Below are 15,639 nucleotides of genomic sequence, written 5' to 3'. Positions count from 1 at the left end.
TAAATCATTAATGTATATAGTATGTTTGTTGCATATAGTCGAATTTATATAAAATGGCAAGATGAAAAATCCCAGTTGGCAAAGAGATGAGTTAATTCTTGCTCTTAATTTGTATTTTACGATAGATTATAATCAATTAAGTAGTAAGCATCCAGAAATTGTTAAGCTAAGTATTTTAATTAATAAGCTTCCCATTTTTTCGCCGGAACAAAGAACACATACTTTCAGAAATTCTCAAGGAGTTTATATGAAACTTGGAAACTTTGTAAGTATTGATCCTAATGATACTAGAAGAGGATTGCCCGGATTCGGCAAACTAGATAAAGAAGTATTCTTTGAATTTTTTAATAAAAAGGATGAATTGTTAAGTATTGCTACAACAATTATAAATTCAATCAATAACGAGAAATTGATAGGCCAAATCAATGATTATCAAAAACTTATCGATCACGATTTTACAGTAAGAGAAGGTAAAGTAATGTATGGCCTTCATTCTTTTCGAGAAAGAAATTCAGCCATAATTAAGAAAAAAAAAGAATATGTTTTTAAAAAAGAAAATAAACTGCAATGCGAGGTCTGTGAGTTTGATTTCGTAAAAGCTTATGGAGAGTTAGGAGTTGGCTTTATAGAATGCCATCATATTAAGCCATTAAGTAGTCTACAAGAAGAAAGTATTACTGCAGTCGAAGATTTAGCTTTAGTTTGTGCTAATTGTCATCGAATGCTTCATAGAGATTTAAGTTTGACAATAGAAGAACTGAGAATGCGAATGAATGTAAAATAATAATTGTTAATTTATTAGAGGTATATATTTATAAATTATTGCAAATTCTTAGCGTAATCTGGAATCCAACGAAAGCAGCCTTTTTCGCACTACTTTAACTTCGGCGTAGGCGGGATGTTGGGGATGTAACAATAGATTATAAGATTCGGGCATGATAACCGAAGGGACGGCTAGGGCCAGACTAAAAGGCGAGAATAACCATTCCTTGAGAATCGTTTGCGTGGAAGACAAAGGCCCGGAACTCCAATAGCTGGGTAGTTTAGAGGGATCCATCCAGAAGATGCTTTCTGAAATTTGGGGTAATTCGATGGTGCTTAGCCACAGCTGGGGTACTTCGCTCAGTGTTAGGGCCGGAAGGTGCACCAGCGTTTCGAGCAATGCCAATTCTGGAGTTTTGCTTGTATAAAGTATACCCACACCCTTTGGATTCCAGCGGCCTCCGTAGCGGTAACTGCCCACGGTTGAAAGCGGATCGACGTGATAAGGCTCTTTGTTGATTCGAAACACCTGCATTGGTCTATCCTAAAATACCCCACTCAATTCTGCCTAAAACATCTTCTGCGAGCGAAAATCCTGAGACGGTATCTAAAATCGCCAGCGGGGATTGAGGGACGTCATCCGAAGTTTTTTCGGTGGGAGTATAGGTCGTTGAGGGCTGCTGAAAAGAACCCATAGCTTGTAGCGGGGATGCTTCACTTACCCGTTCTTCGGAATAAGATAACTCCGCCAGAGGCGTATGTAACCAGCGATTGACCAATTCTGCCCGGCCATCAAAGGTATGCAAGGCATGATTGATGAGGCGTTCCAGTAGTAATAGCCGTTCGCTGGCGGCCAGACTCAGGCGTTCGGAATCCATTTTTCCGTGTAGGCTCCGAACGGACATGTTCAGGATGTGAGCCATTTCTTTATCACTCAAGCCAATCAGACGAGCAATTTCATCCACTCGCCGCCGTAATACCCCGTGCCGGGCTTGCTGGATGAGATGAGTAACGGGAGTGGAGACTTGCATGAGCTTGTTTTTAATGATGGTAAATATACATTCTTATAAGTGAAAAATTGCCATAATCGTTCACTTATTACCAGAGCGTTTAGAAAACATAAAAAGCCAACGTCTCCGATGGCTCTATTTTCAGGCGTAGGATTAATGAAAAATCGTCGGTAAAAGTGGATTCATTTTTACCGACGATTTTTGAAAACTAGACCATTACTGATAATTCACTCGATAAATAACCCCATTAGTATCATCCGAAACTAATAAAGATCCGTCTTTGTGAACCGCTACACCCACAGGGCGGGCAAAATGCGAACGGTTATTATCTACCAGAAAACCAGTCAGGAAGTCGTCGAAACGGGTGGGTTTGCCATTTTCAAAGTGCATCCGAACCACTTTATAACCCGAAGGCTGACTGCGATTCCAGCTTCCTCGCATGGCTACAAAGGCATCTCCCTGGTATTCCTGAGGGAATTTAGTACCGGTATAAAATGCCATCTGCATGGGAGCCGCGTGAGCCTGGTACACTAAGCCGGGTAAGGTGGAAAGTTGCAGGTATTGCTGATACGTCGTGTCGGCTGGTGGACGGGTGCCGGGGTTGTATTTTCCTTCGCCGTAAATGTAAGGCCATCCATAGTGAGCGGATTCTTTGATCAGGTTGACTTCTTCTTTCTGATCGTTATCGCCCAGCCAGTCAATGCCGTGATCCATACCCCAGAACTCCTGGGTTTGAGGGTGCCAGCCAAAGCCAATGGTATTACGCAGCCCTTTCGCAAAAATCTTCATGTTTGAACCGTCTGCGTTCATTTGTACCATCGTGGCATTCATGGTGTTGGGCTCGGGACAAGAGTTACACGTGCTACCAATGGAAAGGTAAAGTTTGCCATCTGGACCGAACGCCAGCGTCCGGTTCGGGTGCTGACCGCCGTCTGGCAAGTTATCCTTAATGAGCTTCGGCTCACTCAGTCCACCATCAGCGGCAATATCCGATACGAATACTTGCGTAACGGTGGCAATGTACATTTTTGAACCATTAATAGCCAGACCGTGAGCCTGTTTTAGCGTAGCCACGGTTCGTTTTAGATCAGCCACACCGTCGTTGTTTGAATCGGTTAGCAACATGACTACACCCGCCTGCCGATCGGAAGCGTAAACGTGACCGTTATTATCCACGGCCAGAATTCGGGGCATGCCTAAATCCTGTGCAAATACATTCACCGAAAAACCGGAAGGAACTTTCAACTGCTGAACACGTTCAGGCGAAGCCGACACCAGAGCCGGACGAAACACATAGCCAGTGATTTGGGCAGAAGTCGGATCTTCGTCCGTTTCGGGAATCATGGCATCCCAAAAACCGCCACCTCGGTTGCAACCCGATACCAGCACGGATACCAAGGCAGCACCAGCCAAAAGGGTAAGACTTTTTTTCATAGAGCGTTTACGTGAGTGAGAAAGGATTAATCAATTAAAAAAAAGTATTAAGCCGGAATAACCACCCGTTTGCCGGTTTCCATGGCCTCGTAAATGGCATTAATAATCTTCACATCCTGCCGACCCATTTCTCCGGGTACAGGCGTGGGACGTTTGTCAATGATAGATTGGGCGAAATTATCCATTTGCAAAGCCTGCTGATTGACTTTGGGAAAATCCATTTTACCTTGCGAAGTCTCGCCTTTTTGGCCGGAGTAAGGATACGCAGGCGATAGTTCAAACCAGCCTTTTTCCGCGTCGGCTCTCAGCAAATTCATGTCTTCTTCGTAACTGCTTTTGCAATGAGCGATCACTCCACCGGGCATTTCCATTTGCCAACTCAGCGAAGCTTCTACCTCTTTAAACATTTCCTTATCCTTTTTGGGGCCTTCCTGAGCTCGTACGGCGATGGGTTCCATGCCAGTCGTGTACCGGATACCCTGGATGCAGTAAACGCCTACATCGGGAAGGGGGCCGCCACCCGCCAGCTTTTTATCAAGCCGCCAGCCTTCGGTTCCATTCATGCCATTTTCGGCCTTCAGCGACTTGATTGATCCGAAAGGTTTATCCGCTCCCAATCGCATCATTTCTACGTTATAAGGCTCAAAATGAAGTCGATAACCAATGGATAACATTTTACCCGCTTTCTTGCTGGCCGCAATCATGCGATCGCACTCCTCAACAGTTAAAGCCATGGGTTTTTCGCAGATAACGTGCTTTCCGGCGGCGAAGGCACGCTCCGTATACTCGGCGTGCATGCTGTTGGGAAGTACTACGTAAATGATGTCAATGTCCGGGTTATCTTTGATCGAATCGAAGTTGTCGTAGCTGTAAATATTTTTATCAGGAATGTCGTATTTGCGTTTCCATTTATCGATTTTATCCGGCGTACCCGTCACGATTCCAGCCAGGTAACAGTTTTGGGTTTCTTTCAGAGCCGGAGCTAGTTGTTCTTCACTGTATTTCCCCAGGCCCACCAAAGCAATGCCCAGTTTACCTTTGTTCTTCTCACTATCTTTTTCAGCCTGTTTCTTTTCTTCTTTAGAAGCCGAATTTCCACAACTAGATAAGGTATAAAGTCCATTAGCCGCCAGCACTGAATAGGCTACCTGTTGAGAAACGGTTTGAATAAAGGTTCGACGATTGTACATAAACTTCTCGGGGTTAAATTGACGCATCGGTCAATCGGTTATAGTGAATAGGCACGAAATCAGATTTGGGAAAGGGAGTAAAGCAGGAAGGCGGCTTTAAAAATTCCTGTTTCTAAAACTGAGAGGTAAAAAAAGGTGCCTAAGTAGTTAGCGTGAAGGCTGGGGTAATTGAGTTACGATATAAATATTTACTCAGGGCTTTTTATAGGTATTGATGAATTCTGGGTAATGGCAAGTTTCGTTAGATTAAAGTAGTTTCTAGTTACATCAAACTTCTAAAGCTGGTATGGTATTTATGCAAAAGTTGAACAGACTTACGCTATAAATCAGTAACCTTTCATGACAGAATCTACCATTGCCGGCCTTACCAGTCTTGAACCCGTCCTTATTCACGCCGCCCGACTGGGTGAAATGGCGGTTATTCAGGAATTAATTGATCGTAATACCAATGTTAATGCTCAGGATTCCAAGGGTTATACGCCTTTGATTATTGCCTGTTATAACCACCAGTTTGAAGCCGCTCGTTTATTAATTCAGGCGGGAGCCGATGTTAATGCTCAAGACTTTGGGGGTAATACAGCCTTGATGGGGGTGAGCTTTAAAGGGTATGCAGATCTGGCGGAGTTACTGATTGCTCAGGGAGCGGACTTGAACCTGCAACACGGCAATGGCGGAACCGCCCTGATGTTTGCGGCCATGTTCGGTCGTAATGAAATCGTAAAGTTATTACTTCACTACGGAGCTGATAAAAACATCCGGGATGTAAGAGGATTAACCGTGCTTGATCTGGCTTTACAGCAGAATAATCAGGAAGCGGTAGAGTTACTACAGGCCCAAGAGGCATAACTAGGAGGACCATACATCGGTCTTTACTCTTCACAACCATCGTTATTCCGCAACACACTGTATAGTTGCGGAATAATACGAGGGTTCGTTTATACTCCGATCCCGTCATCCAGAGCAAAGCGAAGGATCTTGTTGTTCTTGCAAATGTCTTTGTTAATGGGTATTGCTTCCCCGGATGAAATCCGGGGCCGTTCGTGTTTAACCCCTCCGGGGTTTAATATAAGTAGCCTAGGCTGTCATGCAAAGTGAGAGAACCCTCAAAGTCGCCTCATTTTATGGAAGAATTACTTGAGAAGATATTGAAGCAACAAGGCCCCGCACGATTATTTTCGTGCGGGGCCTTAGGGTTACTCTAGGGATTAGGCTGGAATTTTTCTTGGTTTTTCTCGCTCCCAGAAACGATGCTGAGCAATGGCTTTTGTAAACAAATCGGCCAGTTGCTTTGCGTCATCACTTACTACCAAACCTTCCCGCAAGACCGTTTCTTCCGAGAAATCGGCGGGTAGTTTTTTGGCAAAATAGGTGGATTCCAACACCTGAAGAGCGGAGGCATGAGCCGCAATGGGCTTACAGTGCTTAAAGGCTTCATTCAAAAAATGAATCGCATCCGCATCCGCTTCTACCGTAGCCACGCTATTCGTTCCACCGGGTACGTAAACGGCATCATATAGCACGGAAGCAGCCGTTAGGAAGCTATGATCTACTGGAATTTCCGTATTTGCGGAAGACAAGATGAAATTAAGTCGTGGAGCAATGACTTCTACTACCGCACCTTCTGCTTCCAGTTTGCTTTTAACGATTTGCAGAGAGGCTTCATCCACCCCATCAGCGGCCAGGAAGGCAATTTTACGGGTTTTGATGCTGTCTTTAACGGTATGAGCCATACTCAGGGCGGCCGATGTCGTCAGTGAACCTTCGACCATAACGGAATCGTAATCAGCAGGATCGGCATCTGCCGGAATGCTGTGATTCACGGGTAATGCAGGATCTTGCGGAACCGGAATGCGTAAAGCAAAGGCCACTTCAGCGGCTAAATTTTTATCGATCAATGATAAGATGCCTACCATTCGTTCGCGAATCGCAACCGTTTTTACCTTCCCTAACTCGAAACTCAGGGCATCGATAATATGATTTTTTTCGGGTTCGGACTGACTATTGAAGAACAGCCGGGCCTGACTGAAATGATCCAGGAAGCTTTTGCTGCGGGCCCGTACTTTCCGGGCTTCAATGCGTTCGGGATAACTTGAAAAGCCACCTTCCGCCGATGAAGCCTGTTCGGGGTAACCACCGCCCAAGGAGTTAGGATGGTAACTCGTTTTTCCCTTGTTAATGGTTTGACGCATATGACCGTCCCGCTGATTATTATGAACAGCATTGATCGGGCGGTTAATGGGAATTTCCTGAAAATTAGGGCCGCCTAATCGCAGTAACTGCGTATCCGTGTACGAAAACAAACGTCCCTGTAACAGGGGATCATTCGTAAAATCAATACCTGGTACCACATGACCTAAGTGGAAAGCCACCTGCTCGGTCTCAGCAAAGAAGTTATCGGGATTACGGTTTAGGGTCAGTTTCCCAATTCGCTGCACCGGTACTAACTCTTCGGGAATGATTTTGGTTGAATCAAGTAGATCAAAATCAAATTTGAATTCATCCTCTTCCGCCACAATCTGAACGCCCAGTTCCCATTCGGGGAAATGACCGCTCTCAATGGCCTCCCACAAGTCACGGCGGTGGAAATCAGGATCTTTTCCGGAAATATTCTGAGCCTCGTCCCAGGCAACGGAATGAACGCCTAACAAAGGTTTCCAATGAAATTTAACAAAACTGGATACGCCTTCAGCGTTGACGAAGCGGAAGGTGTGTACACCAAAGCCTTCCATCATGCGGTAACTGCGGGGAATGGCCCGGTCACTCATGGCCCACATAACCATATGGGCTGATTCGGGCATGAGCGAAATAAAATCCCAGAAGGTGTCGTGGGCAGAAGCGGCCTGGGGAATTTCATTGTCAGGCTCCGGCTTCACTGCGTGAATCAGATCGGGAAATTTAATGGCATCCTGAATAAAGAAAACAGGCATGTTATTGCCTACCAGATCAAAGTTACCTTCCTGCGTATAGAACTTTACGGCGAATCCACGGACATCGCGAGCGAGATCCGTAGATCCCCGCGAACCGGCTACCGTTGAAAAACGAACGAAAACGGGCGTTTCCAGCGAAGGATCATTCAGGAATTGGGCTTTCGTCAGGTGAGCCATGGACTCATACACTTTGAAAACACCGTGAGCTCCCGAACCACGGGCGTGTACCACCCGCTCAGGAATCCGTTCGTGATCAAAATGGGTAATTTTTTCGCGTAAAATGAAGTCTTCCAGCAGTGAAGGACCCCGGTCGCCCGCTTTTAAAGAGTTATTGTCGTCACTGATTTTCAGACCCGTATTGGTCGTCATTTTTTCACCTGACGATTGTTCAGTATGAGGAGCCAGATTATCGATTTTATCGTTTCCTGGCTGGTTATTCTTATTGGTCATTTGGCTCGTTGTGTAATAAAAGGGAGTAGGGAGTTAGGCTTCCTGAGAAGCTTTGTAGTTCACGTCGCTTTCGGCTACTTCGGTTAATAAAGCATCGGCTTTCTTTTCTTCTTCCAGCGTCTGGTTTAATAAAGTAGAAACTTCGTCGAAACCCAGCGTTTGAGCTAGTTGAGCTAAGCCACCGTACGTAGCAATCTCGTAATGTTCAACTTTTTGCGAAGCCAGAATGATTCCCACATCCCGAGTGGCTGTTCCTTCATCGGTGCTTTCAATGATACCTTCGCCTTCTTTGGTAAGCCCTTCCATCGCGTCGCACTTTTTGGCAATGGCTTTTTCACCCAGTAACTCAAAAGCTTGTTCCAGACGACTCACGTGGGTTTCTGTCTGAGTTAAGTGTTCTTCAATGGCTTTTTTTAACTGGGCAGAAGTAGCCGAAGCAATCATCTTTGGTAAGCTTTGAACCAGGTGGTTTTCAGCCCAGTAAATATCCCGTAAACCATCTACAAAAAGTTCTTGTAAAGCTGGTTCTGCGGAGGGAGATGTTTTTGTTTTGAAGGTAGGTTCAGCACCTGTCGTATTTTTCATGAGAATGATGAGTTAGATAAGCTAATCCATCGTATACAAAACTCATACCATCTTTTAGGTGGGGAGGAAAGAGGTAAAAAATGCTATACTATTGACTAAAAAAGGGATAAACTAATGGCACATTGATCTTAGCGTAGAAAAAATGTCTTTTGATAGGAATGCTCACATATAACCTAAAGATGTCTGCGAAAAGGTAGTTGATTGACTTAGGCAATGCGTAGATTATCACTTAACCTTTGCAGGTAGATCGTTAAGGCGATAGGTCGGCTTTTCGTCAAGACCTGATCGAAAGAAGGAGGTGCGGCACTCTTCTTTTAAAGGTATTTCATTCAAATAGAATCTTCATTTTCATGCCATCTATCTCTGTTTTAACCTTAGTCAAAGGAAGAAAAAATGCGTTGTTACAGTTTATTCGTGGGTTAAGAAACAGTGAAATTCCTCCGGCTGAACTAGTGATTGTTCATATGAATGAAAGTGCTTATGCGGAAGATTTTCCAGTTACGTCCTTTCCTATACGTTATGTAGAACTTCGTTCGGAAGAAACCTTGCCTCTGGCTAAAGCCCGGAATTATGCATTCTCCCTCGCCCAACATGACCATTGTGTATTGGTTGATGTAGATTGCATCGTTAGTCCATCCTTATTGGGCATGTATGCCGATGCCTTTGAAAAAAAAGATACGGTATTATACGCGGGAAAAGTTCGTTATCTAACTCAGGCGAATACCGAAAAACCAGACGTTTTAGAACATCTGGAGAGCTATAGCCAAGCCGATCCCATACGGAGTAGATTTGATCAGTTCCCCTATGAACTATTCTGGTCCCTGAATTTTGGATGCAGTCGGAAGGTGTTTTATGCCATTGGTGGTTTTGACGAAAGTTTTACGGGTTACGGGGCCGAGGACACCGATTTTTCTTTCACTGCCCGACACCGGGGTATTGAGTTAATAACCCTTCCGGCTACGGCCTATCACCAGTATCATCCCAGCTATTCGCCTCCCTTAAATCATCTCGAATCCATCGTTTCGAATGCCCGTCAATTTTATCAAAAGTGGAAGCTCTGGCCCATGGAAGGTTGGCTGACTGCTTTTCAAAAACGGGGTTACATAACCTGGTCCGAAGATCAGATTTCGGTTGAGAAATTACCTTCAATCACTGAAATTCAAGAGGCTTTAAAGTCATAAGCGTACATGAGATTCCACTGCTCTTTTATGGCTAAAGCGAGGTCTGTTAAGGCACCGGGGTTGATGGTGCCCTGCCAGTTTACCGGATTCAATTCCTGAGCTTCTGCCAGTACGGTAGGCCAGTGAGTAGTGGGTAAATCTGCTGCCGAGAGAGTGATAGCCAGTGATTTTGCCCGTAGAAATGAAGCCTTGTGTTGCTGTTCGGCGAAAGGACGTTCTTCGGCAATACAGATGAATTTTTTCTCTAAATCAGCCATTTCCATGACGGTATTATGCCCTGCATTTCCAATCACGATTTCAGAACGCATTAATACGGGTAATGGATGATCTATCCGCCCGTGAAAGACTAGATTTTGCTTATCCGTGGCTTCTTCATATGGCAATATTCCCAATACATGAAATTGATACTCAGGGCATTGATCAGCCAGTTTCAGAAGGATAGATTCGTTAAAAGAATTCCCTCCCTGACCAAGCAGAACGGCGACTTGCCGAGGAATAACCTCTTTAGTCAAGGGTTTGGCTAGGGAAGTAAATCGGGAGAATCCTCCCGAGTAAAAGGTTTTCTTCTCCATCCATGTTTCCTGCGGATCAGACATCCAATCTGGATAGGGAGCAATTAATAGCTGGGCACTTTCGTAAGCCGTTCGGTGAGCTAAGTCGGTGCGGTAGCCGTGCTGACGAATAACTAGTGTAGGAATCCCCAGTAATCGAGCTAGTAACGTAACTTCCACGGAAACATCTACAACCAGTATCAGGGGCTCACTCGAAACCAGAAACTGCGTGAGCATGGCCATCCGTTTGCTTAGCCCGCTAACGGCCAGAGGAGCATAATGCAAACATCCAACTTCTGGGCCGGGCTGGTAATGAATGTCTTTAGTCTGGGCAGTATCCATCGGTAAATCAATCCATTGAATACCAGAGGGAATAAGCGACTGATGTTTTCTTAAATGACTGCCTAAAAAAGTCACGGAGCAGTCTGTTAACTGCTCAGCAATGGCGATAGATCGCATGAGATGTCCTGCTCCGTGATGGTGAATGTAAAAGGCTACGTTACACGGCATACGGAATGGTTTGATGCTGGGCAATCATTTCCAGAAAAGTTTCTTCGTAAGCATCGACCATGCGTTCGACATCAAAAAAACTTTCGGCCCGCTGCCGACAGGCCTGACGGTCTAACTGAGCGGCTTCCCGAATACAAGCGGCTAAACTCTCGGGGTTCGTGGAGAAAGATAGACAACCCGTTTGTGGACTTAACAACGTAGGTAATGCCCCACGGGAAATTCCGGCTACGGGTGTTCCGCAAGCCAGCGATTCGGCCACAACCAGTCCGAAAGGTTCATCCCAGCAGGGAGTAATGAGACATACTTCTGCGTTGCCAATCAGCATATTAAGCTCTTCAGGTGTGCAATGACCTACCATTTCTGTGGTATCGTCAAGCAAGGGCTTTACCCAATCCTCAAAATAGTTGGCATCACTAATTGTACCCGCGATTTTCAGGCGTTTACCGGCGGCTTTGGCGGCCAGAATCGCCAGGTGTAATCCTTTATCGGGATGTATACGTCCAAACCATAAAATGTATTCTTTCTGATTTTCAGGGTAAAATTGCCAGGTAGAAAGGTCAATGCCATTGTTGATTACCTGACAGGAATGGACATACTCTGACCACGAACGGGCATTTTTTTCGGATACTGAAACGTAACGAATCTTCCCACTCGACTGCTCGCGACTGACGGCTTTTTTCATTTCGAAAATTGGCGGCGTATGCAGAACTGTTAGCATGGGCGTACGCACGACCGAAGCCATCATAATGGGTACGTAATTCAGGCTATTATTGAAGATAATATCCAATTCATCAAAGTCGATGTCCTGCATAAGCTCAACGTAAGCGTGGTGCGTGGTAATAAAATCCTGACAAAGTTCGTGGGAAGTAAACCGGGTTCCGGTAAGGTGATTATAAGCGTTGTCCTCCAGAATGGGCTTCACGATGGTGGCGGCGTCAGAGCCGGAACTTGCGTAAAGAATTACCTCATGACCTCGCTTTTCCAGTCGTTTGCAGATGTCATAGGTAAATGCTTCAAGCCCTCCCATGAACGGTTTCCGTATGGGATGCTTCAAATGGGCAATTATGCCAATTTTCATAAAATTTTCGTTTGTGGCGTTGGTTTTCTTAAGATAAGGCTAAAAGAAGCATTCCTAATGGCATAGGGGAATATAGGCCTCGAATCAGGTAGACACGCTTTGGTAAAGCACTTAAAGGGTAACGGGCCTATGTATGGGGAGGTGTTTGAGAAGTAAACCGATGATTCGTACGGTAGCCAACGGCATCAATTATCAATGCAATTACTTAAGGGCGGTGTTTTACTAGTCAAATACTAATTCAGTAATCATACGCCGGAAATAGAAAAGGGTTATCTGGGTTGGGAACCCCTTTTCTGTTCGGATCCTGTAAAGGGTATGAGTTTAGTCAGAACGCAGTAGGGCGGCAGAACGCTAACGTAAGGGCTGAGTAATCAATCCCTGTAATGAACTATCAATCGTAAGAAGAGCTTACCTGAAAGTCATGAAGAATTTTTACAAAAACTATAAAGGCATTATCTGGCTGTTAACCGGCATTAGCTGCGGTAGCATCGCCGGACTTTTGCTGGGGAAGCAAGTAGCGGTACTCAAACCCATCGGTGACATTTTTTTGAATCTGTTGTTTACCGCGGTAATCCCACTCGTATTTTTTGCGATAACCTCGGCCATCGCAGGCTTACAACCCGGTAAGAAACTGGGCCGGGTCATGGGTGTAATGGTGATGGTGTTTTTAGGAACAGTACTGGTCGCCGCCTGCTTAACCATGGGGGCCGTCTGGCTGTTTCCCATCCAGGAGCAGCTAACCAGTGCCCCTTTAACCGAAGCGATAAATCAACAGCCCATAGCCGATCAGATTACCCAATTATTTACAACCAGCGAATTCTACCAGCTACTATCCAGGCGAAGCATGCTGGCTCTGATTATCTTTTCGGTGATTATTGGCTTTGGGGCTTTGCAGAGTGGAGAGAAAGGAGCCGCTTTTACACGTTTCCTACAGTCGGCCAACGAAGTTTTCACGCAGGTTTTCGTTATTATCATGAAAATGGGGCCCGTTGGCCTGGGGGCTTACTTTGCGTATCAGGTGGGCGTATTCGGGCCTCAATTATTCGGAGCTTATGCCCGGTCGCTGGGGTTATATTACGGGGTAGGAGCGTTTTATTTTGTAGTTGGGTTCAGTGCTTACGCTTTTCTAGCCGGAGGATTAAAGGGGTTCAAAACGTTCTGGATCAATAACTTGATTCCTTCGGCTACCGCCGTCGGTACCTGTAGCAGCATAGCCACGATACCCGCTAATATGGACGCAGCCCGGAAAATAGGCATCCCCGCCGTGATTGCCAATGTCACTATCCCGCTGGGAGCTACGTTGCATAAAGACGGTTCAAGTATATCATCGATCATCAAAATGGCTGTGGTCTTTGCCCTGTTTGGTCGAGGCTTTGACGGGATTGATGTGATTCTGCTGGCTCTGGGGATGACGGTGTTGGTCAGTTTGGTGGAGGGCGGTATTCCCAATGGAGGGTATGTGGGGGAGCTCCTCTTCATTGCCACTTATGGCTTCCCGGCGGAGGCTCTGCCCCCGGCCATGATTATCGGAACGCTCGTTGATCCGATGGCTACCCTGTTAAATGCCACGGGCGACACGGTGGCAGCCATGCTCATTGCCCGTTTTACCGAAGGAAAAAACTGGATGACGAAAGAAGAAAAGTCAGGCTCTTAAATGAAGCACGTTGGTAATAGAGGGTTTATGTTGGGGTGTTTAAAGCAGTTCCCGCAGTCGCTCGGCTCCAGCCGAGTGACTGCGGGCGATGGAATCTCACACTAGCAGGTAGATTCCCTGTAATCTAACAATTACGAAACATAAGTAAGGTCCTTCGCTTGACCCTGGATGACAGGTTCGGAAGGAATAAGGGCAGGTGGGGAACCTGTGAATGATCACAAATTTCAGATTGTAACTTAATCTACACCTACCATTTGCCCGAACAGCAGTAAATCATTTACTGCTGTTCGGGCAAATACATGCCTTACTAATGCAAAAAGTAAGTATTACATTTCATTTAAAATCAGCGTAAAGCCGCCCCGAGGCAAGCACTCTACTTCCAGAGCATCTCCTTCTTTCACAGTTGTATATTTGACGTTGAAACCTGAGTCATACTCACCATCGGCAATAAGTTCAGCCCGATAGGTTTTGCCTTTAGTCAGGAAATGAAAGGGGATGGAAATTTTTTTCGATCGATCTTCTCCGTTAATGCCTGCCACATACCAAAGGCCTGCTTTTCTTCGGGCCATGACAACTTCTTTTCCGGGGTACCCGGCCAGAAATTGCGTTTCGTCCCAGGCATTGGGCACTTCTTTGAGCATAAATTTTGCGGGATCCGGTAACTGATCAAAGCCCTGTGGACGATCCGCCAAATGCTGTATGCCCGATTCGAATAGCACCGCAAGGGCCAGTTCGTGGGAGTAAGTAGTCGTATGAGCATGCTGGGAATTGGTAAAAGCGACGGGCGTATAATCCATCGGACCGATGACATTACGAGTGAAGGGCAATAGGGTATTATGCCAGGCTCCTTTCGTAGTCATATATTCCTGATTGTTATACTGCTCGCCTCCATAAACGGCTTCCATACTCATTAAATGTGGGTAGGTCCGGCTCCAGCCCCTGGGAACCGTGCTGCCGTGAAAGTTGACCATTAATTCATAGCGTGCCGCATCTTCCAGAATATCCAGGTAATACCGCATCATATCCTGCTTGTCGCTTTCAAAAAAATCTACTTTTACTCCATAGATTCCAATCTTCTTTAACCAGGCAAATTCTTTAGCTCTGGATTCCGGCGTAGTCAGTCGATCTCTAGGACCGGAGGTAACCTCATTGTGAGCTCCCCCAGAATTATACCAAAGCAAAGGTTTGATCCCCTTCGATTTAGCATAATTTACGGCATCTTCGAGCGTTCCTCCGTTCGTCATTTCGTCCCATTCCCAGTCCATCAGGGTATAAGGCCAGCCCATTCGGGCCGCTAAGTCAATGTACTCACAAAGCTTTTTGTAGTCTTTCGTTCCGTGATTATAAGCCCAGTAGACCCAGGACGAAACTCCTGGCTTAATCCAGTCGGTCTTCGTGAGCTGGGAGGGCTTACTTACATCTTCAACCAAGGTAGATTCAACAAGGTCCGCTAGTTGTCCGATGATAGCTACCCTCCAGGGAGAACTCCAGGGTAACGTTAGCGTAGGGTTGACCTGCCCGGTATTAAATCCATCTGTCGCGGCTGGATATTCCAGGTGATAACTGGATTTGCTCAGCATATTACTGAGTTTAGTGGCACAGTAGTTACGATCTACATTTGCTTCGGTTAGTAAGGCCCAGCAGGGCTCTTGATTTCCCGTTTTGAACAAAGCCGGATAGCCCCATTCTCCAGTTAGGGTAGAGTCTTTTTGATCGGGGTAAAAACCTTCATAGCTGGTAACAAATTTCTGTAACCAACGTTCGGCCTTGTCTTCCACTTCAAAAGCCGTTGCTTCGCGTTTCATGACCAGTGGTCCCTGTCCTTTCTCGGGAAACTCGTATTTAAAAGCAATGCCGTTGTTATAGGCTCGGGCCACTACGTTCAACTTACTGCCTTTGGTATTCACGAAAGCAAAGGTGATTTCCTGAGCTTTATTCTCCCGTTTCGAGCTTTTCCCGTGAAGAGCGGTGTACTGTTCTTTGATAGGTACAGGCTTACTACTGCTCTTTAAAGAAAGGTTGTCGGTAAATGATTGATCTTCCCTTTCGAGTCTAAGCTTGATTTGAGAAAATACGGGGGTTTTAGCTTTCCCATGATAATAAACGGACAAGAACCAGCTGCCTGGTTTTTCTTTGGACTGAGATAAGCTCAGTTCTATTTTTTTATTAGGCGAATACAATTGCTGAGCGTTCACACGGACAGCTACCGCTAACAGGAAGAGAAGAAGAGAATGACGAATTCTATTCATACCTCATTTAAGTTTTGGGGTAGGTAGAATCAGGCTTCATTCTGATTCTACCTAGAAG

13 protein-coding genes are annotated in these 15,639 nt (G+C 45.6%); 4 read left to right on the top strand and 9 right to left on the bottom strand.

The genetic code is table 11. The features are described from left to right. Positions 1–61 precede the first annotated feature (61 nt). Entirely contained in the window at positions 62–784 is a 723-nt protein-coding gene (locus tag QE390_RS22465; RefSeq protein WP_307143977.1) for an HNH endonuclease, read from the top strand. Between the two features lie 48 nt (positions 785–832). Here the strand turns inward: QE390_RS22465 and QE390_RS22460 are convergent, their stop codons facing one another. The 4 genes from QE390_RS22460 to QE390_RS22445 form a co-directional block, all read right to left on the bottom strand. Beyond that, complete coding sequence (locus QE390_RS22460) at positions 833–1,297, bottom strand: RES family NAD+ phosphorylase (protein WP_307143976.1); 465 nt, start codon at positions 1,295–1,297, stop codon at positions 833–835. A 4-nt stretch (positions 1,298–1,301) separates the two neighbouring features. Continuing rightward, on the bottom strand, positions 1,302–1,793 hold the full coding sequence (locus tag QE390_RS22455) for an antitoxin Xre-like helix-turn-helix domain-containing protein (protein WP_307143975.1): 492 nt from the start codon (positions 1,791–1,793) through the stop codon (positions 1,302–1,304). 195 nt (positions 1,794–1,988) lie between these two features. Then, positions 1,989–3,206: a sorbosone dehydrogenase family protein gene (locus QE390_RS22450; protein ID WP_307143974.1), complete on the bottom strand. Its 1,218-nt coding sequence runs from the start codon at positions 3,204–3,206 to the stop codon at positions 1,989–1,991. Between the two features lie 47 nt (positions 3,207–3,253). After that, complete coding sequence (locus tag QE390_RS22445) at positions 3,254–4,396, bottom strand: Gfo/Idh/MocA family protein (protein ID WP_307143973.1); 1,143 nt, start codon at positions 4,394–4,396, stop codon at positions 3,254–3,256. Positions 4,397–4,735: 339 nt separating this feature from the next. Here QE390_RS22445 and QE390_RS22440 point away from each other — a divergent pair, with 339 nt between their 5' ends. Then, positions 4,736–5,242 carry an ankyrin repeat domain-containing protein gene (locus QE390_RS22440; protein ID WP_307143972.1) on the top strand — a complete coding sequence of 169 codons (507 nt, stop codon included), beginning with the start codon at positions 4,736–4,738 and terminating at the stop codon, positions 5,240–5,242. A 359-nt stretch (positions 5,243–5,601) separates the two neighbouring features. Here QE390_RS22440 and QE390_RS22435 read toward each other — a convergent pair whose 3' ends face one another. After that, complete coding sequence (locus QE390_RS22435; protein WP_307143971.1) at positions 5,602–7,773, bottom strand: catalase; 2,172 nt, start codon at positions 7,771–7,773, stop codon at positions 5,602–5,604. A gap of 33 nt (positions 7,774–7,806) precedes the next feature. Further along, complete coding sequence (locus tag QE390_RS22430) at positions 7,807–8,358, bottom strand: ferritin-like domain-containing protein (RefSeq protein WP_307143970.1); 552 nt, start codon at positions 8,356–8,358, stop codon at positions 7,807–7,809. Positions 8,359–8,708: 350 nt separating this feature from the next. On the opposite strand from QE390_RS22430, the gene QE390_RS22425 reads away from it, so the two are divergent. Continuing rightward, positions 8,709–9,539 (top strand): glycosyltransferase family 2 protein, encoded by an 831-nt coding sequence (locus tag QE390_RS22425; protein WP_307143969.1) that lies wholly within the window; start codon positions 8,709–8,711, stop codon positions 9,537–9,539. On the opposite strand, the gene QE390_RS22420 is transcribed toward QE390_RS22425, so the two are convergent. Both QE390_RS22420 and QE390_RS22415 read right to left on the bottom strand, forming a co-directional pair. Then, complete coding sequence (locus tag QE390_RS22420) at positions 9,518–10,600, bottom strand: glycosyltransferase (protein ID WP_307143968.1); 1,083 nt, start codon at positions 10,598–10,600, stop codon at positions 9,518–9,520. The two genes, QE390_RS22425 and QE390_RS22420, sit on opposite strands and share 22 nt — an antisense overlap. After that, on the bottom strand, positions 10,590–11,678 hold the full coding sequence (locus QE390_RS22415; protein WP_307143967.1) for a glycosyltransferase family 4 protein: 1,089 nt from the start codon (positions 11,676–11,678) through the stop codon (positions 10,590–10,592). The genes QE390_RS22420 and QE390_RS22415 overlap by 11 nt, the downstream gene beginning before the upstream one ends. Positions 11,679–12,099: 421 nt before the next feature. Between QE390_RS22415 and QE390_RS22410 the strand changes: the two genes are divergently transcribed. Further along, on the top strand, positions 12,100–13,332 hold the full coding sequence (locus QE390_RS22410) for a dicarboxylate/amino acid:cation symporter (RefSeq protein WP_307143966.1): 1,233 nt from the start codon (positions 12,100–12,102) through the stop codon (positions 13,330–13,332). A gap of 326 nt (positions 13,333–13,658) precedes the next feature. Here QE390_RS22410 and QE390_RS22405 read toward each other — a convergent pair whose 3' ends face one another. Continuing rightward, positions 13,659–15,581 carry a glycoside hydrolase family 97 protein gene (locus tag QE390_RS22405; RefSeq protein WP_307143965.1) on the bottom strand — a complete coding sequence of 641 codons (1,923 nt, stop codon included), beginning with the start codon at positions 15,579–15,581 and terminating at the stop codon, positions 13,659–13,661. Between the last annotated feature and the right edge of the window lie 58 nt (positions 15,582–15,639).

It is taken from the genome of Siphonobacter sp. SORGH_AS_1065 (assembly GCF_030818595.1).
Lineage (GTDB): Bacteria > Bacteroidota > Bacteroidia > Cytophagales > Spirosomataceae > Siphonobacter.
This window is presented reverse-complemented; position numbering and strand designations above follow the sequence as displayed.

Coding starts and splice junctions, on each gene's coding strand:
- QE390_RS22465 (WP_307143977.1), top strand. CDS start 62: ATGAAAAATCCCAGTTGGCAAAGAGATGAGTTAATTCTTGCTCTTAAT.
- QE390_RS22460 (WP_307143976.1), bottom strand. CDS start 1,297: ATGCAGGTGTTTCGAATCAACAAAGAGCCTTATCACGTCGATCCGCTT.
- QE390_RS22455 (WP_307143975.1), bottom strand. CDS start 1,793: ATGCAAGTCTCCACTCCCGTTACTCATCTCATCCAGCAAGCCCGGCAC.
- QE390_RS22450 (WP_307143974.1), bottom strand. CDS start 3,206: ATGAAAAAAAGTCTTACCCTTTTGGCTGGTGCTGCCTTGGTATCCGTG.
- QE390_RS22445 (WP_307143973.1), bottom strand. CDS start 4,396: ATGTACAATCGTCGAACCTTTATTCAAACCGTTTCTCAACAGGTAGCC.
- QE390_RS22440 (WP_307143972.1), top strand. CDS start 4,736: ATGACAGAATCTACCATTGCCGGCCTTACCAGTCTTGAACCCGTCCTT.
- QE390_RS22435 (WP_307143971.1), bottom strand. CDS start 7,773: ATGACCAATAAGAATAACCAGCCAGGAAACGATAAAATCGATAATCTG.
- QE390_RS22430 (WP_307143970.1), bottom strand. CDS start 8,358: ATGAAAAATACGACAGGTGCTGAACCTACCTTCAAAACAAAAACATCT.
- QE390_RS22425 (WP_307143969.1), top strand. CDS start 8,709: ATGCCATCTATCTCTGTTTTAACCTTAGTCAAAGGAAGAAAAAATGCG.
- QE390_RS22420 (WP_307143968.1), bottom strand. CDS start 10,600: ATGCCGTGTAACGTAGCCTTTTACATTCACCATCACGGAGCAGGACAT.
- QE390_RS22415 (WP_307143967.1), bottom strand. CDS start 11,678: ATGAAAATTGGCATAATTGCCCATTTGAAGCATCCCATACGGAAACCG.
- QE390_RS22410 (WP_307143966.1), top strand. CDS start 12,100: ATGAAGAATTTTTACAAAAACTATAAAGGCATTATCTGGCTGTTAACC.
- QE390_RS22405 (WP_307143965.1), bottom strand. CDS start 15,581: ATGAATAGAATTCGTCATTCTCTTCTTCTCTTCCTGTTAGCGGTAGCT.